The 24525-nt window shown below is 59.3% G+C and carries 31 protein-coding genes, 6 tRNA genes and 1 pseudogene; 21 read left to right on the forward strand and 17 right to left on the reverse strand.

Features of this window, described 5'->3' with window-relative positions:
* The first annotated feature begins 1 nt into the window (after position 1).
* From ASD00_RS04180 to ASD00_RS04215, 9 genes are all read left to right on the forward strand, one after another.
* Entirely contained in the window at positions 2 to 457 is a 456-nt protein-coding gene (locus ASD00_RS04180; protein WP_057204958.1) for a hypothetical protein, read from the forward strand.
* On the forward strand, positions 454 to 810 hold the full coding sequence (locus tag ASD00_RS04185) for a hypothetical protein (RefSeq protein ID WP_057204961.1): 357 nt from the start codon (positions 454 to 456) through the stop codon (positions 808 to 810). The genes ASD00_RS04180 and ASD00_RS04185 overlap by 4 nt, the downstream gene beginning before the upstream one ends.
* Entirely contained in the window at positions 807 to 986 is a 180-nt protein-coding gene (locus ASD00_RS04190; RefSeq protein ID WP_057204963.1) for a hypothetical protein, read from the forward strand. Before ASD00_RS04185 ends, ASD00_RS04190 begins: the two co-directional genes overlap by 4 nt.
* Positions 983 to 1339 (forward strand): hypothetical protein, encoded by a 357-nt coding sequence (locus tag ASD00_RS04195; protein WP_057204968.1) that lies wholly within the window; start codon positions 983 to 985, stop codon positions 1337 to 1339. Before ASD00_RS04190 ends, ASD00_RS04195 begins: the two co-directional genes overlap by 4 nt.
* Positions 1336 to 1665, forward strand: coding sequence for a hypothetical protein (locus tag ASD00_RS04200; protein ID WP_057204971.1), 330 nt, complete (start codon positions 1336 to 1338; stop codon positions 1663 to 1665). Before ASD00_RS04195 ends, ASD00_RS04200 begins: the two co-directional genes overlap by 4 nt.
* Positions 1665 to 2075 carry a hypothetical protein gene (locus ASD00_RS04205; RefSeq protein ID WP_057204974.1) on the forward strand — a complete coding sequence of 137 codons (411 nt, stop codon included), beginning with the start codon at positions 1665 to 1667 and terminating at the stop codon, positions 2073 to 2075. The genes ASD00_RS04200 and ASD00_RS04205 overlap by 1 nt, the downstream gene beginning before the upstream one ends.
* Entirely contained in the window at positions 2072 to 2230 is a 159-nt protein-coding gene (locus ASD00_RS40860) for a hypothetical protein (RefSeq protein WP_164474983.1), read from the forward strand. The genes ASD00_RS04205 and ASD00_RS40860 overlap by 4 nt, the downstream gene beginning before the upstream one ends.
* Positions 2231 to 2298: 68 nt before the next feature.
* Positions 2299 to 2631, forward strand: a complete 333-nt coding sequence (locus ASD00_RS04210) for an HNH endonuclease signature motif containing protein (protein ID WP_244496005.1) — start codon at positions 2299 to 2301, stop codon at positions 2629 to 2631.
* Positions 2628 to 3005: a hypothetical protein gene (locus ASD00_RS04215; protein WP_057204980.1), complete on the forward strand. Its 378-nt coding sequence runs from the start codon at positions 2628 to 2630 to the stop codon at positions 3003 to 3005. The genes ASD00_RS04210 and ASD00_RS04215 overlap by 4 nt, the downstream gene beginning before the upstream one ends.
* Here ASD00_RS04215 and ASD00_RS39715 read toward each other — a convergent pair.
* Positions 3002 to 3199 carry a hypothetical protein gene (locus tag ASD00_RS39715; RefSeq protein ID WP_128090393.1) on the reverse strand — a complete coding sequence of 66 codons (198 nt, stop codon included), beginning with the start codon at positions 3197 to 3199 and terminating at the stop codon, positions 3002 to 3004. The genes ASD00_RS04215 and ASD00_RS39715 overlap by 4 nt on opposite strands.
* A gap of 651 nt (positions 3200 to 3850) precedes the next feature.
* On the opposite strand from ASD00_RS39715, the gene ASD00_RS04225 reads away from it, so the two are divergent.
* Together ASD00_RS04225 and ASD00_RS39720 are read left to right on the forward strand one after the other, a co-directional pair.
* Positions 3851 to 4975: a site-specific integrase gene (locus ASD00_RS04225; RefSeq protein ID WP_057204986.1), complete on the forward strand. Its 1125-nt coding sequence runs from the start codon at positions 3851 to 3853 to the stop codon at positions 4973 to 4975.
* A gap of 242 nt (positions 4976 to 5217) precedes the next feature.
* Positions 5218 to 5301: pseudogene (locus ASD00_RS39720) on the forward strand (flavin-dependent oxidoreductase); the annotation flags it as partial.
* A 40-nt stretch (positions 5302 to 5341) separates the two neighbouring features.
* Here ASD00_RS39720 and ASD00_RS04230 read toward each other — a convergent pair.
* The 4 genes from ASD00_RS04230 to ASD00_RS04245 all read right to left on the reverse strand — a co-directional run bounded on the left by ASD00_RS04230 (position 5342) and on the right by ASD00_RS04245 (position 9028).
* Entirely contained in the window at positions 5342 to 5638 is a 297-nt protein-coding gene (locus ASD00_RS04230) for a hypothetical protein (RefSeq protein WP_025426897.1), read from the reverse strand.
* Between the two features lie 404 nt (positions 5639 to 6042).
* On the reverse strand, positions 6043 to 7251 hold the full coding sequence (gene arsK, locus ASD00_RS04235; protein ID WP_057204995.1) for an arsenite efflux MFS transporter ArsK: 1209 nt from the start codon (positions 7249 to 7251) through the stop codon (positions 6043 to 6045).
* Between the two features lie 2 nt (positions 7252 to 7253).
* Entirely contained in the window at positions 7254 to 8651 is a 1398-nt protein-coding gene (locus ASD00_RS04240) for an FAD-dependent oxidoreductase (protein WP_025426895.1), read from the reverse strand.
* 56 nt (positions 8652 to 8707) lie between these two features.
* Complete coding sequence (locus tag ASD00_RS04245; RefSeq protein ID WP_025426894.1) at positions 8708 to 9028, reverse strand: metalloregulator ArsR/SmtB family transcription factor; 321 nt, start codon at positions 9026 to 9028, stop codon at positions 8708 to 8710.
* A 190-nt stretch (positions 9029 to 9218) separates the two neighbouring features.
* Here ASD00_RS04245 and ASD00_RS41390 point away from each other — a divergent pair, with 190 nt between their 5' ends.
* The gene (locus ASD00_RS41390) at positions 9219 to 9443 is read left to right on the forward strand and encodes a GDCCVxC domain-containing (seleno)protein (protein WP_239637575.1); all 225 of its coding nucleotides are present in this window, start codon (positions 9219 to 9221) and stop codon (positions 9441 to 9443) included.
* A gap of 42 nt (positions 9444 to 9485) precedes the next feature.
* Here ASD00_RS41390 and arsH read toward each other — a convergent pair whose 3' ends face one another.
* From arsH to ASD00_RS04270, 5 genes are read right to left on the reverse strand one after another with little or no spacing between them, the layout of a single operon-like run.
* On the reverse strand, positions 9486 to 10214 hold the full coding sequence (gene arsH / locus ASD00_RS04250; protein ID WP_025426893.1) for an arsenical resistance protein ArsH: 729 nt from the start codon (positions 10212 to 10214) through the stop codon (positions 9486 to 9488).
* Positions 10189 to 10617, reverse strand: a complete 429-nt coding sequence (arsC, locus tag ASD00_RS04255) for an arsenate reductase (glutaredoxin) (RefSeq protein ID WP_225906175.1) — start codon at positions 10615 to 10617, stop codon at positions 10189 to 10191. Before arsC ends, arsH begins: the two co-directional genes overlap by 26 nt.
* Positions 10614 to 11687, reverse strand: coding sequence for an ACR3 family arsenite efflux transporter (gene arsB / locus ASD00_RS04260; RefSeq protein WP_057205006.1), 1074 nt, complete (start codon positions 11685 to 11687; stop codon positions 10614 to 10616). The genes arsC and arsB overlap by 4 nt, the downstream gene beginning before the upstream one ends.
* Positions 11687 to 12214, reverse strand: coding sequence for an arsenate reductase ArsC (locus tag ASD00_RS04265; protein WP_025426890.1), 528 nt, complete (start codon positions 12212 to 12214; stop codon positions 11687 to 11689). Before ASD00_RS04265 ends, arsB begins: the two co-directional genes overlap by 1 nt.
* Before the next feature lie 49 nt (positions 12215 to 12263).
* Positions 12264 to 12617, reverse strand: a complete 354-nt coding sequence (locus tag ASD00_RS04270) for a metalloregulator ArsR/SmtB family transcription factor (RefSeq protein WP_025426889.1) — start codon at positions 12615 to 12617, stop codon at positions 12264 to 12266.
* 535 nt (positions 12618 to 13152) lie between these two features.
* Here ASD00_RS04270 and ASD00_RS04275 point away from each other — a divergent pair.
* On the forward strand, positions 13153 to 13779 hold the full coding sequence (locus tag ASD00_RS04275) for a DUF1062 domain-containing protein (protein ID WP_057205010.1): 627 nt from the start codon (positions 13153 to 13155) through the stop codon (positions 13777 to 13779).
* A 106-nt stretch (positions 13780 to 13885) separates the two neighbouring features.
* Here the strand turns inward: ASD00_RS04275 and ASD00_RS04280 are convergent, their stop codons facing one another.
* From ASD00_RS04280 to ASD00_RS04290, 3 genes are all read right to left on the reverse strand, one after another.
* Entirely contained in the window at positions 13886 to 14533 is a 648-nt protein-coding gene (locus ASD00_RS04280; RefSeq protein WP_057205013.1) for an outer membrane protein, read from the reverse strand.
* Positions 14534 to 14692: 159 nt separating this feature from the next.
* Positions 14693 to 15175, reverse strand: coding sequence for a DUF192 domain-containing protein (locus ASD00_RS04285; RefSeq protein WP_025426886.1), 483 nt, complete (start codon positions 15173 to 15175; stop codon positions 14693 to 14695).
* Positions 15175 to 15753, reverse strand: coding sequence for a cold-shock protein (locus ASD00_RS04290; protein WP_025426885.1), 579 nt, complete (start codon positions 15751 to 15753; stop codon positions 15175 to 15177). The genes ASD00_RS04285 and ASD00_RS04290 overlap by 1 nt, the downstream gene beginning before the upstream one ends.
* Positions 15754 to 15950: 197 nt before the next feature.
* Here ASD00_RS04290 and ASD00_RS04295 point away from each other — a divergent pair, with 197 nt between their 5' ends.
* The 8 genes from ASD00_RS04295 (at position 15951) to ASD00_RS04330 (ending at position 19260) form a co-directional block, all read left to right on the forward strand.
* Positions 15951 to 16391: a VOC family protein gene (locus tag ASD00_RS04295; RefSeq protein WP_025426884.1), complete on the forward strand. Its 441-nt coding sequence runs from the start codon at positions 15951 to 15953 to the stop codon at positions 16389 to 16391.
* Positions 16392 to 16791: 400 nt separating this feature from the next.
* Positions 16792 to 18195: a YcbK family protein gene (locus tag ASD00_RS04300; protein WP_057205016.1), complete on the forward strand. Its 1404-nt coding sequence runs from the start codon at positions 16792 to 16794 to the stop codon at positions 18193 to 18195.
* A 136-nt stretch (positions 18196 to 18331) separates the two neighbouring features.
* Positions 18332 to 18403: transfer RNA gene (locus ASD00_RS04305), tRNA-Glu, on the forward strand.
* A gap of 14 nt (positions 18404 to 18417) precedes the next feature.
* A tRNA-Glu gene (locus ASD00_RS04310) sits at positions 18418 to 18492 on the forward strand.
* 209 nt (positions 18493 to 18701) lie between these two features.
* Positions 18702 to 18776, forward strand: a tRNA-Glu gene (locus tag ASD00_RS04315).
* A gap of 37 nt (positions 18777 to 18813) precedes the next feature.
* A tRNA-Glu gene (locus ASD00_RS04320) sits at positions 18814 to 18888 on the forward strand.
* 197 nt (positions 18889 to 19085) lie between these two features.
* Positions 19086 to 19157, forward strand: a tRNA-Glu gene (locus ASD00_RS04325).
* Positions 19158 to 19185: 28 nt separating this feature from the next.
* A tRNA-Glu gene (locus tag ASD00_RS04330) sits at positions 19186 to 19260 on the forward strand.
* Positions 19261 to 19467: 207 nt separating this feature from the next.
* Here the strand turns inward: ASD00_RS04330 and recJ are convergent.
* From recJ to ASD00_RS04350, 4 genes are all read right to left on the reverse strand, one after another.
* A complete protein-coding gene (recJ, locus tag ASD00_RS04335) occupies positions 19468 to 21270 on the reverse strand; it encodes a single-stranded-DNA-specific exonuclease RecJ (RefSeq protein WP_057205021.1) in 1803 nt (600 codons plus the stop codon).
* Between the two features lie 126 nt (positions 21271 to 21396).
* Complete coding sequence (locus ASD00_RS04340; RefSeq protein WP_025426881.1) at positions 21397 to 22719, reverse strand: homoserine dehydrogenase; 1323 nt, start codon at positions 22717 to 22719, stop codon at positions 21397 to 21399.
* 83 nt (positions 22720 to 22802) lie between these two features.
* The gene (locus tag ASD00_RS04345) at positions 22803 to 24020 is read right to left on the reverse strand and encodes an LL-diaminopimelate aminotransferase (RefSeq protein ID WP_025426880.1); all 1218 of its coding nucleotides are present in this window, start codon (positions 24018 to 24020) and stop codon (positions 22803 to 22805) included.
* 124 nt (positions 24021 to 24144) lie between these two features.
* Entirely contained in the window at positions 24145 to 24453 is a 309-nt protein-coding gene (locus tag ASD00_RS04350; protein WP_025426879.1) for a hypothetical protein, read from the reverse strand.
* Between the last annotated feature and the right edge of the window lie 72 nt (positions 24454 to 24525).

Genomic DNA, 24525 nt, shown 5'->3' on the forward strand with positions numbered 1-24525 from the left:
CATGGCAACCAACAACCGGATCGTGGAAACCGAACAGGCCCGCGAAATGCTGCTTCGCTTCGTGAAGGAGAGGAAACTCCCCTTCACCGCAAGCGTCACCGACGGCAAGCACCGGACCAGCGACCAGAACCGGTTGCAGCGCCAGTGGGTGCTTGAGATCGCCGCCCAGCTGGGTGACCAGACACCGGAAGAGGTGCGCGGATACTGCAAGCTGCACTTCGGCGTGCCGATCCTTCGCAACGAGAACGACGTGTTCAAGGCCGAATATGACGCCGTGATCATGCCGCTGCCCTACGAGCACAAGCTCAAGCTGATGATGGTCCCGTTCGACTTCGGCGTGACCCGGATCATGACGACGCGCCAGAAGACGGCGTTCCTCGACACGATGCACCGGCACTATTCCGAGCAGGGCCTCGTCCTCACCAATCCCGAAGATTTGAAGCGGAGAGCCGCATGAACCCGAAGCTTCTTCATATCCTTCAGCATTCCCTCGGCGCCGATGAGTACGGTCGTGGCGGCGGTTATCGCGACCATTTCGTCACCGGCGAAGGCAGCAAGGACCATTCGGATTGCATGGAGCTCGTCGAGGCGGGTTTCATGACGCGCCGCGCCAACATCGAGATGTACGGCGGTGATGACTTTTTCCGTGTCACGGAAGCCGGCAAGGCAGCGATGCTCCGGCACAGCCCCCAGCCGCCGAAGCTCACGAAAGGCCAGCAGCGATATCAGGACTACCTCGATGCGGATTGCTCCATGACCTTCATCGAGTACCTCAAGTATCGCGATGCACGCGACAGGAGGGCCGCATGACCATCAGCCGCTCAATCAGCGTTTACATCAGCGAAGAGGCCGCCAAGCGCCTTACCCTAATCTCCACCGAGACAGGACGGCTCGTCGAAGAACTCGCCGAATGCTCGATCGAGGAGGCGGCGCTCGATTACTTCCGCCATCGCAAGGACGATCCGGCGAAAGGCGGTGCAGCATGACGCCGAACGAATTCCGCGCCGAGCTCGTGAAGATCATGCCTGGCTATTCCTGGACGGTCCACAAGACGCCGAAAGGCATGAGCCACCTCAAGGCCACCGGCACACAAAGCAGCGGCTTCAATCGCCTCTCAACGCTTTCCGTCATCCGCAGAGAGCGCGATGGCCAAGTTTCCTATGAAGCCAAGTCCGCCGGCTACGGTCTACGGGCTAAGTGGCTCCACACCAATACGGATGCTTCGCTCGCTAGAGCGCTCCGCGGCCTTCAGGACCACTACGAGTACACCGCGAACACCTACAGGAGCCACGCCAGCGCCCTGAAGGTCGGTCGGCAGGTGGAAGGCGGTGCGGCATGAGCTTCGATGATTTCCACTCCGGGCGCACGATCAAAGCCACCCGCAAGCCGCACGAATGCGAGCATTGCGGTCGCCAGATCGAAGTTGGGTCGCCAGCCGAATACGGCTCCGGAAAGTACGACGGGTATTTCTACACCCACTATCAACACATCGAATGCCGAGAGGCTGGGATCGGCTACGCCAAAGAAACAAGTCTCTGGGGCGAAGAGTTCACATGGTTCCAGCACGCCGACAGCGACCAGCGTGACGATATCGGCGAGTGGCTGCTTGAGCATCACCCGATTGTGGCCGAGCGGATCAACTACCAGCGCGAAGAGGTGGCGTGATGTCGAGCCGACAGCAACGCCTAGCCGCCCGTTCCATGGAACGCCGTGGCCTTCGCGGTGACTGGGGAACGTGGCGCACCACCAACCTGCCCGACGGCATCCCCGGCGGCAACGGCTGGTGCAAGGAAGTCCGTCATGCCCAGGCGAACAACATCTATGTCGTGTTGATCCGGCCATTCGTCGACGAGAACGGCGCCGAGGTCGTGCACTGCGCAATTCGGACCGCTTCGAACCTCGAACCGCCGTGGCGCGATATGCAGCGGATCAAGAACGAGCTCTTCGGTCGCGAGGCGACCGCCGTGCAGGTCATGCCGCCCCAATCGGAGCTGATCGACGAGGCCGACATGTACCACATGTGGGTTCTGTCGGATCGGCTCCCCTACAGCCTGTTCTATCGGAGTGCGTCATGAACACCATGATTAACCTCCTGTCCCTCTGCATAGCTGGCGGGCTCATCACATCGGCCATCCGAAAATTCCTCGAAGGGAAAGATGTCACATCAGCCGTCAGGCTCGGCATCGGCCTCTACGTCCTGTTTCTCACCGCAACGGTCATCGTGCCATGAGGTCTCTCCCCGAATGGATCGGCAAGACCGACGACCACCGCGCGCCAGATAAGGTTCGCGACCGGATAATGGCTCGGGACAAAAACTGCTGCCACCTTTGTAGCCGCGAAATCGGCCCGGGCGAAAAATGGGATCTAGATCACGTCAAGGCGCTGATCAACGGCGGCGAAAACCGGGAATCCAATCTACGGCCGTCGCACCGGAAATGCCACATCGAGAAAACCGCTCAAGACGTGGCCGAAAAGGCGAAGGTCGCGGCGATCAGGAAGAAGCATTTGGGGATCACCGCCCCGAAGCAGACGATGAAGTCCGCGCCGTTCCCAAAATCCGAAAAGGCAGCCCGGCGCTCGCCGAAGCCTTCCCTGCCCCATCGCCCGTTGTATCAGGAAGCAAAGCCATGACCGAAACCAGCAACAACGCCATCAGCAGAGAGCTTCTCGGCAAGATCGTAGATGAAGTTTTCGACGGGGCTATCGAAGACGCTGGCGTGATCGAGGAAATCTACGCAGTGATCGCCCGCGACATGAACGACCGAGCCGCCCTCTCCTTCCGCTCCGCTGAAGCAGGCAAGCCGGTGGCCAGTACGCACGAGGAGCGTATCGCTCTGGCGACAGCGCTGACGTGGGACATCAACATCATCACGCCGGAGGACGTGCGCGAAATCCTCGCAAGGCTTGCCGGCCTTGGTTTCGAGTTGCGCCGCCTCGCCCCCCGTTGGCAGACAGTGAACCGGAAAACGTACCGGATGGAGGACCATCGAAATGACTTGGGCTAGTGGTTTAGACGCGCAATCTCTTTTTCAGCGTCGAGAAGCTCTGCCTCCCAATACTCGAGGTCTTCTTCGGTCGCTGGCAAGGGCAAAGCGTTGGCTGCGTATGCATCCAACATTGCTCGAGCCGTTTTCAATCGTGAAACGGCGAGATTTCTCAAAAGGGTTAGAACAGAATTGTTTTGGTCGTCCTCAGTCATGCGGTCCACTTCGATTCCGGTTCCAGCCACTCGCTCTGACAGAGGTCAAGGAGCTAAACCCTACTCCCCATCCTCAATCAACCATTGTTTCCACACGGCAAGGCTCGCAAACACCTCAGTCGACGGCCAGTCGGGAGAAGGTTCGTAGCTCCAAGTCAGATGCACTTGCGCATACGTCCGATCGGGGATCCGAAACAGGAAATCGTCTCGACCTTGCTTTCGGGCCAAAGCCTGCACCTGGACCCCGTGTAATACATGAGCTTCGCAAAGCTCTCGCTTTAGTTCGTTTTCAATACGGGTTGCGCTCTCCCTTAAAAGGAAGTGCCAATCGGCGGGCAGATCATTCGTCATGCCCTACAACTAGCCGTAAGGGGGCGGGAAATGCAACTGCGCGCTCCCTCGAGTCGGAACACCTTTGGATCGTCAAGCCGGACGAGGTGCAGCCATGACGCCCGAATCATCTAGCAACCCGCTGTTGCTCAACAGCGAGCAGGCAGCCAAGGCCCTGAACGTCTCGACCAAGACCTTGCGCGAATTCGTGAAGGCTGGCGATATAGCCTTTGTGCCGAGGGGAAGAGGCACCACTAAGCCCCGCCTCGGATTTCACATGGACGATATCAACGACTTCATAAAGAGCCGGAGAGACCGCGCGTGTCCGTCTACAAGCATGCCAAAAGTCCGTTCTACCAATACGACTTCCAAATCAACGGTCGTCGCTTTCTCGGATCTACAAAGGCTCGGAATAAGCAAAAAGCCCAAGAGATAGAACGGCAACTGAAGGCACAGGCCAAGAAGGACCTGGCCGACGAAGCGCGGACGGGCAACGTCCCCCTGACGATCGACCTTGCCGCCGGCCGGTATTACACCGAAGTCGGGCAGTACCACGCCTGCAGCGCCGACACCTATCGAGCGCTGGAACGGCTTGTAAGCTTCTTCGGGAAAGATAAGCGGCTGTCCGACATCACCGACGGCAATGTCACCGCGCTCACCACCTGGCGGCGACAGCAGCAGCGATGGGGCAAGAAGGAATACAAAGACAAGCGAGAGATGCCGACGGTATCGCCCGCCACCGTCAATCGCGACACAACCGCAGTTCTCAAGAAGCTTTTCACGCGGGCAAAACTGACGTGGAAGTATCATTTCCCGTCCGAACCGAATTGGAAGACCCACTGGCTGAAAGAAGCCGATGAAAGGGTGCGTGAGCTTCATTTGGAGGAAGGCCATAAACTGGACGAGGCAGTCAGGGCCGACTACGAGCCATGGCTAGAGTTTGCACGCATCACCGGTCTACGTCGCCGAGAAACGCTGATCAGATGGTCCGAGGTGAATTGGTTCGCAAAGCGCATCACCAAGTTGGGCAAAGGAAGCCGGAAGGTTACGACACCGATCACGCCTGAAGTTTGGGCCATCCTCGAGCCCCTAAAGGGCCACCACGATGAATGGGTTTTCACCTACGTCGCCAAACGCAACAGCAAGGGAAAGACCAGGGGCCAACGCTATCCGATCACGTATTCCGGATCGAAGTCCGAATGGCAGCGCACCCGCAAGCGTTCTGGGATCGAGGATTTCCGTTTTCACGACATTCGCCACGATGTCGCGACGAAAGTCCTTCGGGCGACTGGCAACCTTAAGCTAACGCAGAAGGTGCTGAACCACGCGAGCATGAAGACTACGGCTCGTTACGCACACGTACTGGACGAGGAAGTTGCGGACGCATTAGAGAAGGTCGCAAAATCCCGGAAAAAGTCCCGGACCAGCGGAACAGACGTCGCGTAACTCTCTGTAAAATAGGCGCAAAATCGGAAAGCGCGTCCATTCCTTCTAAGCAGGTTGTCGCAGGTTCGAATCCTGCAGGGGTCGCCACCACTTTTCCATCTAGTTGATACTCTTGGTCTTACCTGAAATTGGGTGCGACCAAAGACTGTGCGCCAACTGTTCTCACCTCGCCGCATGCTGTCGGCATAGGGCTAAGCTGGCGCGCCGCCAGGCGAGACAATCGATGAGGCCGACACGGCCGTCCCAATCAGCTGGGCGTCGACTACAGCGCACACGTTATCGAGGCGACCCTACATCGCGTCGCACCGACTCTCGGCTGGCGCTGAGCCGCAGCTGCTCGTTTCCTCATGCTGAACGATCGGGCGCTCAGGGAACTGGTGGCGGGTGCGCGATCCCCTGGTAGTAATCACCTTCACCGGGCCCCATGAACTCATTCGTATAGCGTTCGCGTTCGTCACCCAACGTCCGGGCCGGCGGACGGTAGTAACCGTAAGCGCCGTACATCGGCATCGGCTCCACATACACATTGCCCGTCGGCATGGGATCAACATAGACGCCGCCGGGTGCAGGCTCGTAATAGTAGTTGTCGGCAAAAGCCGGTGCGGTGTTCCCGGCCAAGGTGACGACAAATGCGACGCATGACATTTTCGTAGAAATTCTCATGGCGCTGCTCCTATCTCCGGTCGGGATTCAGTCCCACCTGACGAGATACCAGGCAGCCTCTGCCTGCGGGCTTACGCTGCCTGGTAAGAATAACGCTTGATCGCTGCAACCGTTCCACCAGGCAGTCGGTTTCGACACGCAGTCGGTCGACTTGAAGCCTGGATCGGCGATCCTAGAGCGTTTCCGATTTATGCGGAACCGCACAAACGCTCTATCTCTTTGTTTTTACGCATATCCTGACGGAAAACCCGCTTCGCACTTTTCCTGGAAATGCTCTAGACGAAGCGGCCGAATAAAGGCGACCGACGCACGACCCAATTGCTCCCTGGACGACCTTAGGCTGACTGGGCATGAGGTCGTCCAGTATCAGCGGCAAACCGTGACGAAAGAACGAACGTGAAGCGTTAAGCCGGTCGGGGCAGTCCGGCAGGACCCTGCACGACTGCAACGATGGCTAAGAATGCCACCACCCCGGCTATGCCAATAGCCACAGTCATCCAGATGGACGGCACGACGCCGATCCCGGCCATCGACATGGACATGGCGAGCGGCGCAATCGCCGACATCATCTGTTTGGCCGACGTGGCCCAGCCGAGACGACTGCCGTATCCCTTTGGTCCGAACAGTTCGAGCGGCAATGTCCCGCCGACAATGCTTGTCAGACCGGAGCCTAATCCGAAGCAGATAGCGAACATTACCGCTCCGGCCACCCACGGTGTCGTCATCAGGAGGATCGTCAAACCGATTGGCAGGAGCCCGGTCGCGATAACAGCCAGCCATTTCTGCGACAGTTCACGGCCGAAGAGCAGGTTGATCAAGCGACTTGCGACCTGAGCCGGACCGAACAGCGAGGCTACCAGGAGACCTGCGGCACCAAACCCGAGCGCCTGTGTGAGCGGAACCATATGAACCAGGATCGCCGACAGCGCATAGCCTTCGATGGCAAAGCCAAGCAGCATGAGGGAGAATACAAGCGTTCCGTTCGCAAGTGGCCGGTGTTCGCCAACGGCCGCGACGGTACCCCTGGAAGCGAACACCGCAGTCGTCGTCAGCCGCGCCAGCGCCAAATGCACTGGAAGACAGACGAGGAGGTTCAACGCGGCAAAGAGCAGGTAGACTTCTCTCCAAGACAGAAAACCATGCAGCCAGGATGTCAGCGGCCAGAACAGCGAAGAGGCGAAACCAGCGATCAGTGTCAGGTGAACAATCGACTTCTGGGCTTTGTGTCCTCCAGTCTGAACGATAGCCGTGAAGGCAGTGGCATAGAGGACAGCGACAGAGACGATTTCGGTCAGCGCCAGTGCGACAGCGAAGGTGATTGGCCCGGTGGATACCGCCATCAAGACGAGTGTCGCGGAGGCTAACAGCGATCCTGCCGCCATCAATCGCCCCGCACCGATCCGGTCGGCAAGGTAGCCTGAGAGGGGTGCGGCAAGGCTGCCAACGAGCAGAGCCACCGAAAAGGCTCCGAAGACCCATTGCTGCGATTTGCCGATGTCTTCGGCGATTTCTGGCACCAGGATGCTGAAGGCATAATAGAGCGTGCCGTATCCGATAATTTGTGATGCGCCGAGGCCCGCCAGCGCCCATGTAGGAAGCTTCCGTCCTTCCATGATCACGCTCGCTCTTCTTCAACGACCGACGCCGAGCAACCACATCCGGACTTTCCCTCGGATTTGGCGGTCGCGTCGGCGACACAACAGGCATCCGTTTCTAAGGGCGCAGGTCCCCCACAGCATCCGGATGATGTGGCATTCACTGCGAGGTCGACAGAGCACACTCCTGTCTCGGGAAGGACAAGTTCGACCCGTCTGGCGGCGAGATGATCCCCTGCAAGCTCGGCGACCACGGAACGAACCTGTTCGTAGCCGGTCTTCATCAGGAATGTTGGAGCGCGGCCATAGGACTTCGAGCCGACGATGTAGAAATCCTTCTCCGGATGGGCCAATTCATCGACGCTGTGGGGCGGGACGGTACCGCAGGAATGAAGGTTCGGATCGATCAGTGGAGCCAGGGCTGGCGGGGCCTCCACGGCAGGATCGAGATCAATGCGGAGTTCTCGAAGAAACGATAGGTCAGGCCGGAAACCAGTCGTGACCACCACATGGTCGAGCGCCAGTGTGATAGGCTCTCCATTTGACACGGCTTCGACCACCACCCCTTCGCCTTCTGATTTCACACTTCTGGCAGCAAAGGACGTCAGCATTTTGAGGCGACCCTCGTCCATGGCCTTCTTCGCAGCCAACCCGAGGGCACCGCGCTCGGGTAGCTGGTCATTGAGACCGCCGCCAAGAAGGCGAGCTACACCATGGTGACGGAGCGCCCAGAAGATTTCAGTCGCAGGATCACTTTCCTGAAGTTCCAATAAGGCCAAGGCGACATTGATTGCGGAGTGACCACTTCCGACGACCAATGTTCGCTTGCCAACGAAGTCAGCCCGCCTGGTCCCGGCAACATCTGGAATGCCATAGGAGAGCCTGCCGGAGGCAATTTCACCAACAACAGGCAGCCCGTTGATCCCCATCGGGTTCGGTTGCGTCCATGTGCCGGATGCGTCGATAACGGCCTGTGCCTGGACGTCGTGCTCACCCGTTGCATCGTTGTAGCGGACCACGAAGGGCGCAGCCTCACGACCATTTGATGAGACCTTGTCAAACCCCGCACGCGTAATCGCCTTGACCGTAGCACTGAGTTTCAGGTTGTCAGCGATCTGAGGGATAGCAGATAGTGGAAGCAGATAGTTTTGAACGATCTCCCGACCCGTCGGCACACCATCTGCTCGTGGAGCGCTCCAGCCGTGGTCATCGAGCAATCGCCGCGCGGCATCGTCGATGTTGTATTTCCAGGGTGAGAACACGCGGACATGGCCCCAGTCAACAAGTGCTGAGCCGACGGAAGCCCCCCGTTCCAGGATAAGCGGTGTGATGCCTGCCTCGACCAGTCTCGCGGCAGCTGCGAGGCCAACAGGACCAGCACCAATCACTGCCACAGGAAGGTTACTATCTAAAGCCATCTGCATATCCTTTCGTATTTCTGGAAGTTTCGAAATTAGAGTGCGAAAAAAAGCCCTCAGGCTACGGTTTCGTCGGTCTGCTTTGAGCAAGCTGCGTCGGCGCAGCACTCATCGGCAAGGTAGCCAATCAGCGCGTTCATGTGCTTGTAGTTCGCGGTACAAATCAGTGTCGTCGCCTGACGATCCTGGATAACAAGGCCTGTATCGACGAGCCGCTTGAGGTGGTGTGAAAGGGTCGATGCCGGAATTTCCAGCTTCTCCTGCAGCTTCCCGACCGGCAGGCCATCTTCACCGGCACGCACAAGCGCACGGTAAATCTGAAGGCGGGTAACGTTGCCAATCGCTTCGAGCTGCGATGCTGCTTTTTCGATAATCATGGAAATAAGCTATGGCGAAAACCGCCTCCGGTCAAAGAGTATTTCGGCATTTGTGGAAATACGGTGCGCGTAGAAGTATACCGTCAATCTGGGTGCTCGTACCGCCCGCACCGGGCATGATGTTTTTAGTTGTTGGGCTCACGTGCCGTGCCAAGTAGAATCACCCTGTCTACTAAAGCAAGGAACGATGGTGCAGCTTCAATCGACCCTTACCTGTCCGCACTGCGGGCAAACGGCAACGGAAACGATGCCCGTCGACGCTTGCCAGTTTTTCTATGAATGTATCGGATGTGGCACGATGCTCCGGCCAAAAGCTGGTGACTGTTGTGTGTTCTGCTCCTACGGTGACGTACCTTGCCCGCCGGTCCAAGAAGACAGGCAAAATAGAACAGGATCGTGTTGCTCCGCCTCCTGATAGGTCTTCATCCCCTGGTGGAGCTTCGAACAAGGCGTTTGTTCAGATGGCCTTGAGCTGAACCCGCTTCTCCAGCTTCTCCGCATCCTCTTTCCGCTCACTGTAGCGGTCAGTGAGGTACGACGACGCATCTCGGGTAAGCCACGTAAACTTCACCAGCTCTTCGCAGACGTCGACGACGCGGTCGTAGTAGGACGACGGCCTCATCCGGCCATCGCCGTCAAACTCCTGGTAGGCCTTGGCAAATGAAGACTGGTTCGGGATCGTGATCATCCGCATCCAGCGACCGAGAATGCGCATCTGGTTGACCGCATTGAACGACTGGCTGCCGCCGGACACTTCCATGACCGCCAGCGTCTTGCCCTGAGTCGGTCGAACGGAGCCGAGGGAAAGCGGGATCCAGTCAATCTGGGCCTTCATGATGCCGGTCATCGCGCCATGTCGCTCCGGGCTGACCCAGACCTGGCCCTCGGACCACTCGGAAAGGTCGCGCAGTTCTTTCACCTTGGGATGGCTGATCGGCGCTTCATCGGGGAGTGGTAAGCCCTTGGGATCGAACACCTGTACCTCGCAGCCGAAGCGCTCCAGCAGGCGGCGAGCTTCGTGTGCCAGAAGACGGCTGTAGGAGATTTCCCGGAGTGAACCGTACAGGATCAGGATGCGCGGCTTGCGTGTCGAGAACGCGGGATGCAGCGCATCGAGATCGAGCATACACAAGTGTTCACTGGCGGCGGCAGGAAGTGTTTCAGACAATGCGCCGTCCCTTCTCATCGAGGACGCGCTCGCCATCCTCCTTCGTGAACGCACCCTTGTGAGTGTCTGGAAGGATATCGAGGACGAGTTCGGACGGACGGGAAAGACGGGTACCCATCGGCGTGATGACGAACGGACGGTTGATCAGGATCGGGTCCTTCAGCATGGCATCGAGCAACTGATCATCGGTCAGCTCCGGATTATCGAGGCCCAGTTCCGCATAGGGCGTGCCTTTCTCGCGGATCGCCTCACGGACCGTAAGCCCCGCATCGGTGATCGTCTGCGCGAGCCGGTCGCGTGTTGGAGGCGTGTTCACGTAGTCGATGACAGTCGGCTCGATACCCGCGTTGCGGATCATTTCCAGCGTGTTGCGCGACGTGCCGCAGGCCGGGTTGTGATAGATAGTGACGTCCATGATCATGCCCTTTCGGCAACGGCTTTTTCGACGATGGTGTTCTTGGCGACGGCAGTGCCTGCTTCGTACCAGCCCTTCGAGCGGTTCACGATCCAGACGACGGACAGCATCACCGGGACCTCGATGAGGACCCCAACGACGGTTGCCAGCGCAGCACCCGACTGGAAGCCGAACAGGCTGATGGCCGCCGCGACCGCGAGTTCGAAGAAGTTTGATGCCCCAATCAGTGCGGACGGTCCCGCAACGCAATGCTGTTCGCCAGTCATCCGGTTCAAAAGGTATGCCAGGCCGGAATTGAAGTAGACCTGAATCAGGATCGGAACTGCAAGCAGTGCGATAATCGTCGGCTGGGCGGTAATCTGTTCACCCTGGAAGCCGAACAGCAGGACCAAGGTTGCCAGAAGCGCCAAGAGCGACAGAGGCTGCAGCTTGGTGAGAAGCCCATCGAGAGCCCTCGTCGTGCCGTCGGCCATCAACATCTTGCGAAGGACCTGCGAGATCGCCACAGGGATCAGGATGTAGAGCGCGACCGAGATCGTCAGCGTGTCCCAAGGGACCGTGATTGCCGACAGTCCGAGGAGTAGGCCGACAATCGGCGCGAACGCGACAATCATGATGGCGTCGTTGAGTGCGACCTGGGAAAGCGTGAAATGCGGCTCACCCTTTGTCAGGTTCGACCAGACGAAGACCATGGCCGTGCACGGCGCTGCGGCGAGAATGATCAGGCCCGCGATATAGGAGTCGATCTGGTCTTCGGGCAGCCACGAACGAAACAGGTAGCCTACGAACAGCCAACCGAGCAGCGCCATTGAGAACGGCTTGACCGCCCAGTTGATGAACAGGGTGACGCCGATCCCGCGCCAGTAGCTGCCGACCTTAGACAATGATCCGAAGTCGATCCTCAGCAGCATGGGGATAACCATCAACCATATCAGGACGGCGACGGGGATGTTCACCTTGGCGATTTCCGCTGCCCCGACGACCAGGAAGACGCCTGGCATCAGATGACCAAGCGCGATGCCGACAACAATGCAGAGAAACACCCAGACGGTAAGGTAACGTTCAAACGTCGACATCAGCTTGCCTTTTCCTGAGGCTGCGTGGAGCCTTCCATCCTGCCGATCTGGCGCAGGTGCTGTTCGAGGGCGAGCTTGTCGATGGAGGAATGCGGCAGGCTGAGAAACGCCGATATGCGGTTCTTGACGAACCTTGCAGCTTGAGCGAAGGCCTTTTGCACCTCGACTTCTGTCCCTTCGACGACTGCCGGGTCTTCGACACCCCAATGTGCGGTCATGGGATGGCCAATCCACACAGGGCACGCTTCGCCTGCTGCGCTGTCGCAGACGGTGAAGATGAAGTCCATCTGCGGTGCGCCTGGCTCAGCGAAGACGTCCCAGCTTTTCGAGGAAAACCCCGTGGACGGATAACCGAGTGCGTCTAGCTCCCTGATGGCGTGAGGATTGACCTCGCCCTTTGGATTGCTGCCCGCGGAGTAGGCGCGGAAGCTGCCCTTGCCCTCGGCGTTGAGGATGGACTCGGCAAGAATAGAGCGAGCGGAATTGCCCGTGCACAAGAAGAGCACGTTATAAACACGTTCAGACATTGGAGTTGTCCCTAGTGGTGTTGGTCCGACTTTAGAAAAATAAAGCCAGTCATGCGCTCACTCCCACGGGTGGGCAGCACGGCATGAGTTCGGCAATCAAAGGGGTGCAAATCTCCGCATTGCCGCCACAGCAGTCCTTGATCAGGAACAGTGTCAGTTCGCGGAACACATCGAGCTTTGCACGGTAGATGATTGAACGGCTGTGGCGCTCACCGGAGATCAAGCCAGCCTGTGTCAGCGTTTTGAGATGCGCAGACATGGTGTTTTGCGGCACGTCGACGATCTTCGCCAACTCGCCAACGGGCAGCCCGTCAGGCTCATGTTTGACGAGCAGCCGGAACGTGTCCAGACGAGTGCTCTGTGCGAGTGCGCCCAGCGCAGTGATGGCTTCCAAGTTATCCATATATCCAACCTATTGGATATATGGATACGAGTCAACGCGTTCTTCGAACTTTGAGCGCCTAGTACCTCTTAACAAGAATTTCTATGCCGGCACGACAGCCCGGCCTTCCCGACTGGGTCATCCGGTGTCCGACGGCACATAGAAAAACTCAATCAGAGAAACTCGTCCTCACACGCCCACGACAAATCCAAAAACGCGACTATCACAAATACTACTACTTCCCGTAGCAACAATATTCGGCTAGGACGGTTGCGCAACAAATTGCGCTGCCTTTTCCTGGAGTTCCGCTTTGCCTTTGTAAACCCCGGTCTCGCTTGTTTCACCACGTACGCCCGATAGCGATCGTCGCTGTCGGATCGCAACTCAATGCGTTCGTCGAGGTGACGGTTCGAGACCGGAATGGCATTGCCGACCTGTCGCCGCACAATTGCTTGTGCGGATCGAACCATCACCAACAACGCTGCCAGACCGCGTCCCCTGAACGGGTGCTCAAACCGTCGTCTTGATGGACTTCCAATCGGAAGAACCAGACGACATGTCTCACACATACCTGGTCCAGTGGACCATCAAACCCAAAATCGCGCCGCGTCCCTGGCTCGCCTGCAACCGTTGCCGAGCAGCACGTCCATTCGAGCCGAGCGGCAAGACACGGCTCAATGCCAATGGTCGGCGGCTGGATGCCTGGCTGATCTATCGCTGCTGCAGTTGCGACAGCACCTGGAACCGCCCCATCTTCGAACGCCGCCACATCCGCGATATCGATCCGCACACGCTCAACGCGCTTCAGACCAATGACGAAGCCTGGATCGAGAAGGTCTCTTTCGATCTCGACGGGTTGCGCCGGGATGCGGGGCAGATCGAGGAGTTTTCCGAGGTTCATGTGCAAAAGACGATTCTGAACCCGGCCGCCGAATCATCCCCGCCTCTGGAGATCGTTCTTGACCTGGCGATGAAAACATCGCTGCGAACGGAGCGGTTGCTATCCATGGAACTCGGCCTATCACGCAAGCGTATCGCCATACTTGAAGAGGCAGGCCGCCTCTCCACAGCACCATCGGGCAAGAACGCTCTACGGCGACCGGTGAAGGATGAAATGCGCATCACCATCGATCTTGCCGGCGAAGCCGATCGTAATGCAATCCTCAGCCGCGCCGGGCCTTAGCCGAAGATTGGCTGGGGTCTCGGCCCCGATCAAAGCGTGAAGAGCACGATGACGACAGCAAAGAGGGCTCCGTGCCATCGGCGCCCTCTCCTCGCATTCACAATCTTTAGAACTTTACGCCGATGCCGACGGTGAATTGATGCTGGTCGAAATCGGCGTTGTAGCCGCCGACATCCTTGTCGCCATAGTCGTTGTAGCGATATTCGGCCCGACCGAACAGGCTGTCGGTGAAGGCGTAGTCGACACCGGCACCGATCGTCCAGCCATTGAAGGTTTCCTTTTCCTTGGAAGCCCCAGGCACATCGACAAAGCCGCGCGTAATCGCCCAGCCGCTGGTCGCATAGACAAGTGCCTTGTCGTTGACGACGTAACCCAGACGGCCGCGGACGGAACCGGATACATCGGTTCCGGCTTCCGGAGAGGCGCCGAAGATATCGAAGGTCTTGTCGTTCCAGTTATAGCTGACATCGCCTTCGATACCGTAGACCCAATCGCCTTGTTGGTAGTTGAAGCCGGCGAAGGCACCGAGAAGGCCGCCATTGAAATCCTGTGAAGCGCTTCCGCCCGGCGTACTGAAATCGCCATTAAGCCAGCCGCCACCACCCTGTAGACCGACATAACCGCCGGTCCAGACAAAGGTAGGCGCTGCTTCCACGAGGGGCGCCGGCTCGAGGTTTTCGGTCAGATCGGCGGCCGATGCCGCGGGCGCGAAGGCGGCCGCAGCAATGATTGCAACAAGCACATGCCTGATCATCACAGATGCCTCCTGTTGGTCCGATAGAAAGACTACCAACTTATGTAGGGCGCGTCTGCCGAAAAGGCTCGCTGCAGTGCAAGAATAATGAATTGCGCTTTTAAATCAGCTGGTTGGAAACCGTTAACCGGGCCACGTCGGACACCGTGCCCTGCATCATCAGTTACCGACGATACGAGCGCCTTCCAGCCGATCACCCGGCTTGATGCCGAGCCGTTTGACGGTTCCGGCATTGAGTTCCAGCACATAGGCCACCGGCTCACGCGAATCGATGATCGCCTCGGAAAACGGCACGGCATCCTGATGGATCGTCCGCACAGTACCGCTCTTGTCGATGAACAGCATGTCGAGCGCCAGATAGGTGTTCTTCATCCACATCATCACCCGACGGGTATCACCGAAATCGAACAACATTCCGTGATCGGGTGCCATTGAGCGCCGAAACATCAGCCCCTGCTCCCGCTGATCGGCATCGATGGCAAGCTCGACCGTGAACTCATGGATCTTGTTGTCGGCCGTCACCAGCCGCATCCGGTCGCTGGTGAATTGCGCTTCCGCTAGCGCAAAGGCTGCAAACAGTAGCGCCGACAAAAAAAGCGCCGTGGCGGCGCTTCTTGCAGAAAAGGTTCGAGCCATCGACATCAGTGCGAACGGCTTGTCGGTGTTGGGCCATCGGGATGGATCTCGGCCGCCATCAAGCCCTTTTCACCGTCGCCGAAGCGCACGAGAACCACTTGGCCGGGGCGCAGTTCCGTCAGACCGAAACGGCGCAACGTTTCCATATGAACGAAGATATCCTCCGTGCCCTCGCCGCGCGTCAAGAAGCCGAAGCCCTTGGTCCGGTTGAACCACTTGACCAAGACACGTTCGAGGCCGCTCGTCGGCGTTACCTGCACGTGGGTTCTGATCGGCGGCAGTTGCGAGGGATGAATGGCCGTCGACTGATCCATCGACAGAATGCGGAAGGCCTGGTAGCCACGGTCGCGCTTCTGGATGAGAGCCACGACGCGGGCCCCTTCGAGCACCGTCTGATAGCCGTCGCGCCGCAGGCAGGTCACGTGCACCAGCACATCCTGCATGCCGTTATCAGGCACGATGAAGCCAAACCCCTTGGCGACATCGAACCATTTGATCACGCCGGTGATTTCGACGAGGTCGAGGGCGTCGCTGCCAAAGTCGTCATCATGCATGACGTCTTTTGAAGATGTCCTATCCGCCATTCTCTCCCAGCCCCTCGTTTACGCGCGACTACCGACTACGGTTAACTGATTCTTATTGACCAGAATAACATCGTCCCGCCGCTGGTGCGCAAGACCCTCGGCGTATTTTGGCCTGGATCCAATGTAGGGACGCAGCCTTGCCTCTGGCTTGCTGGCAGATAAGTATACGCCATCTTCTTCGAAACAGGGACATTGCAATGCGTTATCTGCACACGATGGTTCGCGTCAAAAATCTGGACGAGGCCTTGAACTTCTATTGCACGCTTTTCGGCCTCAGCGAAATCCGTCGCTACGAGAACGAGAAGGGCCGCTTCACGCTTGTCTTCCTGGCCGCCCCAGGCGATCTCGACCGGGCAAAGGGCGAACTCTCGCCGTGCCTCGAACTCACCTACAATTGGGACAGCGAAGATTATACAGGCGGTCGCAACTTCGGTCACCTGGCCTATGAGGTGGATGACATTTATGGCTTCTGCCAGCACCTGATGGACAACGGCGTAACCATTAACCGCCCGCCACGCGATGGGCACATGGCCTTTGTGCGCTCACCCGACGGTATTTCGATCGAGATCCTGCAGAAGGGCGAGAACCTGGCGGCGCAGGAGCCCTGGGCGTCCATGGCCAACACCGGCGCCTGGTAAGCCTCGCGCAATTCTGGCCGCCGATGATTGACGTCTGCAGCCGGGAGTTTCGGCTTGGCACAGTCGAGTCGCGGATCCGTTGAATTGACGAATGATCCGGGGCCCGGCATCGACACCGGGCCTTCGCATGCTTGGCGCATGTGGGCTCAAGGTTAGCGCCAGTTTACAAATCACGTATCGTTCAGTAACTTTCCGCGCGAAACGTTGATACGGGGTTCTATCCGCGATGTCTCGTGGCGACGCCCCTAACTGTATTTGGCCTAATCCTTCCCGCGGCGATCCGATTGGTCGCCGCGCGAAATTCGTGTTTGTTTGTTCTGGGCGATGTTTCGGAACTGAGACTTAATGCATGGAAAGGCGACGATCTCGCCGATCATGCACGGAGAGCGGGGATAGGACGTTGCAACATCGGGAAACAAGGGGAGCGCTGCTGGCAACTTTCAGCCGCGCAGCCGCGATATCCGTTTCGCTGTTCGCGTTGAGCGGCTGCGTGTCTGCCGTCGCTGATAGCGAAGCAGCAAATGCGTTGAAGGTAGAGGAAGCGCAAGACGCTCTGCAGGTCGCCGATTCGCCCCAGACCGGCGCGACCGTTCGCGACGCTCAAGTGTCGGCGGTTGGCAGCAACCCGCAGGCAGCCCAAGGCAATAGCGCTCTCGCGCCGGGTCAGGCCCCCGCGCAACAGGGTGGGCCGCTGACCATGCAGAGCACGGGCCTGCGTGCGGCCTCATCGAGCATCTATGGCCAGGCTCCGGCCGCGGCCGGTCAAGCGGCGATGGCGGGCGCACAGCCGCAGGCGACGGGCTCCGTCCCGGCCACAGGCGCTGCCCAGCCGAGCATGAACGCAACGACGAACAGCCTCTTCAGCGGCAGCCAAGGACAGGGGCAAATCCAGCCTCAGCCTCAGCCTCAGCCGCAACCCCAGCCGATCATCCAGCCGCAGCAAGGCGCATCGAATGAGACTTCCGGCGCCCCGTCCGATACAGCAGTGATGGCCTATGCCGCCCCGGAAGGCGCTACTCTTCCCGCCTCGGTACCGCTGCCCTTGAGCGCGCAAGCCGCCCTCGGCGGCAAGACATCGCGCGTGCTTCAGCCCGTACAAGCTGTTGAGCAGGCGCAGGCGGCAACAGACGTGGCGACCCAGGCCGCCACGGCCACGCCGAACGCCAAGGCCAGCGAAAGCGGCTCCAAGGAAGTACCGAAGACCTGGACGCTTGCGAGCCTGTTTGCGGGAAAACGCAAGGAGAAACAGCAGCAGGAAACGGCGCGCGCAGCGCAGCCGGCTGAGAAAAAAACCATCACCACCAGCAACGCCAGCCAGCCGCAGATGGCCTCGCTCGCCTATCAGGGCCTGCCCGGCGTCAAGATGAGCCCGCTGTTCAGCGTGGCGCATGAAGACCACGCGGCGGACGAAGAGGACGCACCGGTTCAGGTCGCCTCCCTTTCCGGCTTGGCCCGTCTGGCACCAAGCGGCCTTATCCTGCAGACCGAAAAGGTCGAGGCCGGCTGCTTCAAGCCGGAGCTGATGCAGATGCTCAAACAGGTTGAAACGCATTACGGCCGCCAAGTGATGGTGACTTCGGGCCTGCGCCCGATCAAGGTCAACCGCGCAAAGCAATCCCTCCATACGCGCTGCGAGGCGGCAGACATCCAGGTGAAGGGCGTCAGCAAGTGGGAGTTGGCAGATTTCCTGCGCAGCATTCCCGGGCGCGGTGGCGTTGGAACCTACTGCCACACGGAATCGGTTCATATCGACATCGGCGCCCAGCGCGATTGGAACTGGCGCTGCCGCCGCGGCAAGGGCTGAAGGCAAGCCCTTGTTTCCATGAGCTAATCCGCAGGATCCGTCCATCTTTTCCGGCTTTTGCATTTTTTACAGAAAAATGAAAATTGCCGCTTGCGGTAATCAAATCGCCTGACTATAAGACGCCCACACAGCAAGTGCGCCCTTCGTCTATCGGTTAGGACACCAGATTTTCATTCTGGGAAGAGGGGTTCGACTCCCCTAGGGCGNGCCCACACAGCAAGTGCGCCCTTCGTCTATCGGTTAGGACACCAGATTTTCATTCTGGGAAGAGGGGTTCGACTCCCCTAGGGCGTGCCACTGTGACCCTCCCCTTCAGATGATTTTGTTATTGGTGATCGGCAGTTTCTTGCCGAGAATTCAGCGTGCGCTCGAATATGCGATGCGCACATGCACGCCGAACGGGTGCAGATTTTTCCGTTTCTTTTTCACGGGAAAAGCACACGAATTTTCAGATTCACGCTTGCAGTCTGCAAAGGCGCTGCCTATAAGGCGCCCACACAGCAAGTGCGCCCTTCGTCTATCGGTTAGGACACCAGATTTTCATTCTGGGAAGAGGGGTTCGACTCCCCTAGGGCGTGCCACTGTGACCNCTGACTATAAGACGCCCACACAGCAAGTGCGCCCTTCGTCTATCGGTTAGGACACCAGATTTTCATTCTGGGAAGAGGGGTTCGACTCCCCTAGGGCGTGCCACTGTGATCCCCTCCCCAGCACATTCGTTTCCGTTTTGGCGCCGATTGCATCGACCCATGCCCCTCGGCTTCAGGCATCTGCGCCATGTTCTTAGCCGTTGATTTTTCCTGCATTTTCCCCAGAAAAACCTCAAAAATCCTGACATTAGCGCTTGCAGCCGGCAAAAGCGCTGACTATAAGACGCCCACACAGCAAGTGCGCCCTTCGTCTATCGGTTAGGACACCAGATTTTCATTCTGGGAAGAGGGGTTCGACTCCCCTAGGGCGNCCTGACTATAAGACGCCCACACAGCAAGTGCGCCCTTCGTCTATCGGTTAGGACACCAGATTTTCATTCTGGGAAGAGGGGTTCGACTCCCCTAGGGCGTGCCACTGTGACCTTCCCCTCGACATTGTTGATGTTCGGCCTGCACGTCTTCGCAGGACCAAAAATAGTCATGCTCCGTCCCGTGGCGCGGAGTACTTCTGCCCCGTCTCTGACGCAGGTTCACAGGAGATGACTGGACTCGATCCCGGCAGATAGTCATGCATTCCAAGCGGCACCGCAGAGCTTGACGGAATATAGATTCAGGCTGCCGGCTACATTGCCTTGGCAGCGTCGCTTACACGCAACTGCACGCGCCGCTGGCCTTGCCAAAGATCGGCCGAAACCGAACCCGCAACATGAATGGATGCGCCACGGCTGGCGAACAGGAAGTCGCCGAGCGGCGTCTCCACGGCCCGAAAGGCGATACCTTCGAGGCGGCTGCCGTCTTGCCCTTCGAGGGTCACCTTGATGTGGTTGGCTCCAACCTGGCGGCAGTCGCGCAGCCGATGCAGGGGGAAGGCGAAGACCGGCTGCGGATGGGCGGAGCCGTAGGGGCCGGCCTGCTCCAGCAGATCGATCAGTTCCAGCGTTGCGCCAGACGCGCCGAGCGCGCCGTCCACCTTCAGCGTCTGCACCGCAACGAGGTCCCGCACGGCTGCTTCAGCCTTCTCCTCAAAGAATTGGCGCAACCGGCCGAGCTTTGCCCGCTCGACCGTCAGGCCTGCGGCCATGGCGTGGCCGCCGCCTTTCACCAACAATCCGCCGTCGACGGCGGCACGAACCATCTTTCCCATGTCGAAACCAGCAATCGACCGACCCGATCCGGTGCCGCGACCATTCGGATCGAAGGCAATGGCAAAGGTCGGGCGACGGAATTTCTCTTTTATTCTCGCCGCGATCAGCCCGACGATACCGGGGTGCCAGTTCTCCCGCGCCGTCACAATGACGGAGGCGCCCTCGCCCGTGCCGTACTCAGCCAGAACCTCGGCCTCGGCCTCGGCCAACATCGCCGCTTCCATCGCCTGCCGCTCGCGGTTGAGCTCGTCGAGCCGTGCCGCAATCGTTTCAGCCGCAGCACTATCGTCCATCGTCAACAGGCGGCTGCCAAGCGCCGCGTCCCCGATGCGCCCGCCCGCATTGATGCGTGGCCCGACCAGAAAGCCGAGATGATATGGCGTCACGGGACCGCCGATCGCCGCCTTGCGCAACAGCGCGGCCAGCCCGACATTGCCCATATGCCGGGCTGCAATCAGCCCCTTGACCACATAGGCGCGATTGAGCCCCTTCAGCGGCACCACATCACAAACGGTTGCGAGTGCCACGAGATCGAGTTGCGCCAGTAGATCGAAAGTCCCAACGCGCGCATCACCAGCGGCGCGCAGCACCCGCACGGCATTGACGAGAACGAGATAGACGACGCCGGCAGCGCAAAGGTGCCCCTGGCCGGAGAGATCGTCCTCGCGGTTGGGATTGACCAGTGCATGGCATGGCGGCAACGTCGAGCCGACCTGGTGATGGTCGATGACGACGACGTCGATACCGCGTTGGGCCGCGACAGCGAGCGATTCATGGCTGGTCGAGCCACAGTCGACGGTGACGATGAGCCTGGCCCCGTTATCGATCAACTGTTCGATCGCCTGTGGGTTGGGGCCATAGCCTTCAAAGATGCGATCGGGGATGTAGATCTCGACCTCGAGCCCGAAATGTTCGAGGAAGCGCGCCATCAGCGCCGAGGATGCAGCGCCATCGACGTCGTAGTCGCCGAAGACCACTACCTTCTCGCGCCTGGATATTGCCAGCGACAGGCGCTCTGCCGCTTTGCGGCAGTCGGTCAAGGTGTCGGGGTCCGGCATCAGCGAGCGAAGCGTCGGGTCGAGGAAGGTCGCGGCATCGTCGAGCGAAACGCCACGGCCGGCCAGCACGCGTCCAATGAGATCGGAATAGCCATGAACCTGGCTGATCGCCAGCGCGCGGTTCTGCCCGGCCTGGTCGAGACGAGAGACCCAGCGCTGACCGCTGATCGATCGCTCGACGCCCAGAAAAGCTCGCTGTATCGGGTCTACCGGTTCTTCCATGCTGTCCACCTGCCTCAATCTCTTCGTTATTAGCGAACAATGCGCGCACGCAAAACCCGGCATGAAAAAGGCCCCACCGACGCCAATGGTCGATGGGGCCCGTTCTCAACAGCTTTGCACCTTGAGCTAGGCTGCCTTCGGCCGCTCGATGCGGATCACCTGCGGCTCGCCGACCAGATAGCCCTCGCTCTTGATCGCGACGATCGCATCGCGCACCGAATGCTCGGCGGTCGCGTGCGTCACCAAAATGATCGTCTGCGGCTCGTCCGATTCCTTCGGGTGCTTGGAATGCTGCATGATCGATTCCAGCGAAATGCCGTTTTCGGCCATGCGCGAAGCAATGCTCGCAAAGACGCCTGTGCGATCGACGACCTTCAGGCGGATGAAGTAGCCGCCTTCGTGGCTCTGGATCTGCGCGCGCTTGTAAGGCAGCAGCGCATTGGTCGGACGACCAAATGCGGGCACATGCTGGGCGCCAGGGCGGCTCTTGGCGATATCGGCGACGTCGCCGAGAACGGCCGACGCCGTCGCGTTGCCGCCGGCACCCGGACCGACCATCAGCAGCTCGCCGAGAATATCGGATTCGATCGCGACCGCATTGGTGACGCCATCGACCTGAGCGATCACCGAATCATAGGGAACCATCGTTGGATGTACGCGCTGCTCGATGCCGCTTTCGGTGCGCTGGGCGACCCCGAGAAGCTTGATCCGGTATCCGAGATCGGCCGCGGCATTGATATCGTCGATGGAGATATTGGTGATGCCTTCGAGATAGATGTCGTCGGCCGCAATCGCCGTGCCGAAGGCAAGGCTCGTCAGGATCGATAGCTTGTGGGCGGTATCGTTGCCTTCGATGTCGAAGGCCGGGTCGGCCTCAGCATAGCCGAGCCTCTGGGCTTCCTTCAGGCAGGCCTCGAAGGACAGACCCTCCTTCTCCATCTTCGTCAGGATGTAGTTGCAGGTGCCGTTCATGATCCCGTAGACGCGCGAGATCGTGTTGCCGGTCATGGATTCGCGCAGCGCCTTGATGACGGGAATGCCGCCAGCAACGGCAGCTTCGTAGTTGAGCAGCGCGCCGTTGTTCTCGGCAATGGCCGCAAGCTCGATGCCATGTGCTGCCAGCAACGCCTTGTTGGCGGTGACGACATGGATACCACGGCCGAGCGCCGTCTTGACCGCAGCATAGGCCGGGTCGCCGGAACCGCCCATCAATTCGATGAAGACATCGATATCGGCATTGGCAGCGAGCGAGACGGCATCGTCGAACCAGGTGGTCTTCGACAGATCGACTCCACGATCCCTGGAGCGGTCACGCGCCGTTACGGCTGTAATTTCGATTGCCCTGCCACATGTCGTTGCCAGCATCTCGTGACGATCCTGGAGGATTCGCACGAGCGAGGCACCGACGGTACCCAAGCCCGCAATGCCAATTTTGAGGGCATCTGCCATAGCCATTTCCTAACATGTGAGGGTCCCCGCCAGAACGGCGGGGCCGTTGCGGTAGGGGCGCGCGCCTGGCACGCCCCCGTCTTTTACCGATGCGCGTTGAGCGAGATGACGTTGTGCATCGTCTCGTCAGCCGTGGACAGGAACTTCTTGATATTGCGTGCCGCCTGACGAATGCGGTGCTCGTTTTCGACGAGCGCCAGACGCACATAGTCGTCACCCTGCTCGCCGAAGCCGATGCCCGGCGCTACGGCCACATCGGCCTTCTCTACAAGCAGCTTTGAGAATTCGAGCGATCCGAGATGACGGAACTTCTCCGGGATCTTGGCCCAGGCAAACATCGTGGCTGCCGGCGGCGGCACGTCGAAGCCGGCCTTGCCGAAGCTTTCGACCATCACGTCGCGACGGCGCTTGTAGATGTTGCGGACCTCGGCGATGTCGCTGCCGTCACCGTTAAGTGCCTGGGTGGCGGCAACCTGGATCGGCGTGAACGCACCATAGTCGAGATAAGACTTCACGCGCGTCAGCGCCGCGATCAACCGCTCGTTGCCGACGGCAAAGCCCATGCGCCAACCGGGCATGGAAAACGTCTTCGACATCGAGGTGAACTCGACCGCGATGTCGATCGCGCCCGGCACCTCGAGCACGGATGGTGGCGGCGCATCGTTGAAGTAGATTTCCGAATAGGCCAGATCCGACAAGACGATGATGTCGTGCTTCTTCGCGAATGCCACGACTTCCTTATAGAAATCGAGCGTCGCAACCTGCGCCGTCGGGTTCGACGGGTAATTGAGGATCAGCGCCAGCGGCTTCGGGATCGAATGGCGAACGGCGCGCTCCAGCGGCCCGAAGAATGTGTCGTCCGGCTCGACCGAGATCGAGCGGATGACGCCACCGGCCATCAGAAAGCCGAAGGCATGGATCGGATAGGTCGGATTAGGGCACAGGATCACGTCGCCCGGCGCGGTGATCGCCTGAGCCATGTTGGCAAAGCCTTCCTTGGAGCCAAGGGTGGCGACGACCTGCGTGTCCGGGTTCAGTTTGACGCCGAAGCGGCGGGCGTAATAGGCGGCCTGGGCACGACGCAGCCCGGGAATGCCCTTCGACGACGAATAACGATGCGTGCGCGGGTCCTGAACGGCCTCGCAGAGCTTGTCGACAATCGACTGCGGAGTGGGAAGATCCGGATTGCCCATGCCGAGGTCGATGATGTCAGCACCGGCCGCTCGCGCGCTTGCTTTCAAACGGTTGACCTGTTCGAAAACATAAGGCGGCAAACGCCGGACTTTGTGAAACTCTTCCATCTCCAAACCTCGTTTGGCGCACGTATCCGCCAGCGGTTGGCCGTCGCGAAAACATGCGCTTTGGTGAACGGCCGTCATTGCGGCCATTGAACGCTTTGCGTCCAAATCACCTGAAACGCAAGTGCTAATTCGTGATCTGTTTCAACGTGTCGGAGCCGTGGTCTTCGGCAAGCTTTCGCATTTCCTTCATGCGACGCTGATACTCCGCTTCGGAGATGGAGCCGGATTTGCGCGCGGCACCGAGCGCGGACAGCCGCGCCTGCATATCGGCGGCTTCCTGATTGGTCATCTGCTGCGTTGCCGCAGGCTTCTGACCGTAGACGGAGGGATAATTTTCGAAATCGGTCTTCTGGCTGTTGCAGCCCGCAAGCGTGCCGAGGAGAATGATCCCGGCAACCCAGGTGATGGAGCGCTGTTTTCCGACGGCGAGCATACTGGCAAAGACCTCTGTTTTCGTGGCGCGACGATGCGCTAGCCCTTGTAATCATTTTCGGGCAGAATGTAA

Origin of the sequence: Ensifer sp. Root31 (genome assembly GCF_001424825.1) — a bacterium.
Taxonomy (GTDB): Bacteria; Pseudomonadota; Alphaproteobacteria; order Rhizobiales; family Rhizobiaceae; genus Ensifer; species Ensifer canadensis.

Excerpts from the sequence above, each read along its gene's own strand:
- ASD00_RS04285 (WP_025426886.1), bottom strand. The coding sequence starts at position 15,175 with ATGTCGATGGCTCGAACCTTTTCTGCAAGAAGCGCCGCCACGGCGCTT.
- ASD00_RS04180 (WP_057204958.1), top strand. The coding sequence starts at position 2 with ATGGCAACCAACAACCGGATCGTGGAAACCGAACAGGCCCGCGAAATG.
- ASD00_RS04340 (WP_025426881.1), bottom strand. The coding sequence starts at position 22,719 with ATGGCAGATGCCCTCAAAATTGGCATTGCGGGCTTGGGTACCGTCGGT.
- ASD00_RS04185 (WP_057204961.1), top strand. The coding sequence starts at position 454 with ATGAACCCGAAGCTTCTTCATATCCTTCAGCATTCCCTCGGCGCCGAT.
- ASD00_RS04195 (WP_057204968.1), top strand. The coding sequence starts at position 983 with ATGACGCCGAACGAATTCCGCGCCGAGCTCGTGAAGATCATGCCTGGC.
- ASD00_RS04345 (WP_025426880.1), bottom strand. The coding sequence starts at position 24,020 with ATGGAAGAGTTTCACAAAGTCCGGCGTTTGCCGCCTTATGTTTTCGAA.
- ASD00_RS04290 (WP_025426885.1), bottom strand. The coding sequence starts at position 15,753 with ATGGCGGATAGGACATCTTCAAAAGACGTCATGCATGATGACGACTTT.
- ASD00_RS39715 (WP_128090393.1), bottom strand. The coding sequence starts at position 3,199 with ATGACTGAGGACGACCAAAACAATTCTGTTCTAACCCTTTTGAGAAAT.
- ASD00_RS04230 (WP_025426897.1), bottom strand. The coding sequence starts at position 5,638 with ATGAGAATTTCTACGAAAATGTCATGCGTCGCATTTGTCGTCACCTTG.
- ASD00_RS04280 (WP_057205013.1), bottom strand. The coding sequence starts at position 14,533 with ATGATCAGGCATGTGCTTGTTGCAATCATTGCTGCGGCCGCCTTCGCG.
- arsB (WP_057205006.1), bottom strand. The coding sequence starts at position 11,687 with ATGTCGACGTTTGAACGTTACCTTACCGTCTGGGTGTTTCTCTGCATT.
- ASD00_RS04350 (WP_025426879.1), bottom strand. The coding sequence starts at position 24,453 with ATGCTCGCCGTCGGAAAACAGCGCTCCATCACCTGGGTTGCCGGGATC.
- ASD00_RS04265 (WP_025426890.1), bottom strand. The coding sequence starts at position 12,214 with ATGTCTGAACGTGTTTATAACGTGCTCTTCTTGTGCACGGGCAATTCC.
- ASD00_RS04210 (WP_244496005.1), top strand. The coding sequence starts at position 2,299 with ATGGCTCGGGACAAAAACTGCTGCCACCTTTGTAGCCGCGAAATCGGC.
- ASD00_RS04270 (WP_025426889.1), bottom strand. The coding sequence starts at position 12,617 with ATGGATAACTTGGAAGCCATCACTGCGCTGGGCGCACTCGCACAGAGC.
- ASD00_RS04190 (WP_057204963.1), top strand. The coding sequence starts at position 807 with ATGACCATCAGCCGCTCAATCAGCGTTTACATCAGCGAAGAGGCCGCC.
- ASD00_RS04200 (WP_057204971.1), top strand. The coding sequence starts at position 1,336 with ATGAGCTTCGATGATTTCCACTCCGGGCGCACGATCAAAGCCACCCGC.
- ASD00_RS40860 (WP_164474983.1), top strand. The coding sequence starts at position 2,072 with ATGAACACCATGATTAACCTCCTGTCCCTCTGCATAGCTGGCGGGCTC.
- ASD00_RS04275 (WP_057205010.1), top strand. The coding sequence starts at position 13,153 with ATGTCTCACACATACCTGGTCCAGTGGACCATCAAACCCAAAATCGCG.
- ASD00_RS04295 (WP_025426884.1), top strand. The coding sequence starts at position 15,951 with ATGCGTTATCTGCACACGATGGTTCGCGTCAAAAATCTGGACGAGGCC.
- recJ (WP_057205021.1), bottom strand. The coding sequence starts at position 21,270 with ATGGAAGAACCGGTAGACCCGATACAGCGAGCTTTTCTGGGCGTCGAG.
- arsK (WP_057204995.1), bottom strand. The coding sequence starts at position 7,251 with ATGGAAGGACGGAAGCTTCCTACATGGGCGCTGGCGGGCCTCGGCGCA.
- ASD00_RS04215 (WP_057204980.1), top strand. The coding sequence starts at position 2,628 with ATGACCGAAACCAGCAACAACGCCATCAGCAGAGAGCTTCTCGGCAAG.
- ASD00_RS04205 (WP_057204974.1), top strand. The coding sequence starts at position 1,665 with ATGTCGAGCCGACAGCAACGCCTAGCCGCCCGTTCCATGGAACGCCGT.
- ASD00_RS04245 (WP_025426894.1), bottom strand. The coding sequence starts at position 9,028 with ATGATTATCGAAAAAGCAGCATCGCAGCTCGAAGCGATTGGCAACGTT.
- arsH (WP_025426893.1), bottom strand. The coding sequence starts at position 10,214 with ATGAGAAGGGACGGCGCATTGTCTGAAACACTTCCTGCCGCCGCCAGT.
- arsC (WP_225906175.1), bottom strand. The coding sequence starts at position 10,617 with ATGATCATGGACGTCACTATCTATCACAACCCGGCCTGCGGCACGTCG.
- ASD00_RS04240 (WP_025426895.1), bottom strand. The coding sequence starts at position 8,651 with ATGGCTTTAGATAGTAACCTTCCTGTGGCAGTGATTGGTGCTGGTCCT.